Consider the following 1,177-nt stretch of genomic DNA (forward strand, 5'->3'; position numbering starts at 1 on the left):
GTATGCATCCGGCGTGAACCGCGGTTAGGCGGCCTTGACACTGGCCTGTTTTGCCGCGTTCCAGTTCCAAGGAAGCAATTCTGGCAGGCGTGACGCTGGCATATCAGAGATGCGGGCGATGACGTCGGCAAGCCAAGCTTGCGGGTCAATATCGTTCAGTTTTGCTGTGCCAATCAAGGAATACATGAAGGCGGCGCGCTGACCGCCGCGCTCAGAGCCAACAAATAACCATGCCTTTCTGCCCAATGCCACCCCGCGCAGGGACCGTTCTGCTGCGTTGTTTGTCAGGCAAACGTGGCCGTCCTCCAGAAAGAGCTTGAAGGCAGGCCAATGCCCTGGCGACAGCAGGTAATCGATCGCCTTTGCCACCTTTGCGTGTTTTGAAAGGAGCGCGCGTTCGCACAGCAACCATCTCTCCAGATCTTCAACCAATGGACCTGACAGTTGTTGTCGGACCTCAAGACGCGCTTCGGGGGTATGGCCTTTAATCGTGCGCTCGATGTCAAACAGCGCATCGATCCGCCGGACCGCTTCAAAGGCGATCGGCGAGATTTCCTTGGGCGATTTCCCCTTGCGGATATTGCTTTCAATATCCGCAAGCTCGAAGAATTTGCGCCGCGCGTGCGCCCAACAGAGCGCAGAGCTTACAGGCCCGAGCTGGCGCTTGAGGTCGTAAAGCTGGTTATAGCCGGTATAGGCATCCGCCTGAAGAATGCCTTGCCACCCTGCCAGATGCGCCGTTGGATGCTCGCCACTGCGATCCCGGGAGAAGTAGAAGACCACTGCCGGTGGCGCATTGCCACTCCAAGGCCGATCATCGCGCACATATGTCCAGAGGCGGGCTGTTTTGGTGCCGCCTCGTGCCAAGAGCGGCACGGTGGTATCATCACCGTGCAGACGAAGGGCTGTGCGCACATGTGCCTCGATCAATGCATGAAGGGGTTTCAGCAGCTCAGCGACAGCCCCCACTTGATCGGCCAGAGTTGACAGGCTCAGATCAACACCCTCGCGCGCATAGCGCTCAGACTGACGGTTCAGCGGCTGGTGCTGACCATATTTCTCATAGATGATCATTGCCAGCAGGCTGGGCCCTGCCCATCCGCGAGGGATAGGGTGGAACGGTGCCGGTGGCTGGCTGATTTTCTCACAGTCCCTGCAAGTGAACTTCTCACGGACG

1 protein-coding gene is annotated in these 1,177 nt (G+C 58.4%); it reads right to left on the reverse strand.

Features of this window, described 5'->3' with window-relative positions:
* Positions 1 to 24: 24 nt before the first annotated feature.
* Positions 25 to 1,177: IS66 family transposase (locus KG698_RS15340; protein ID WP_213686409.1), on the reverse strand; the 1,153-nt coding region annotated here is incomplete at its 5' end.

It is taken from the genome of Roseicyclus sp. (assembly GCF_018402035.1).
Taxonomy (GTDB): Bacteria; Pseudomonadota; Alphaproteobacteria; order Rhodobacterales; family Rhodobacteraceae; genus Roseicyclus.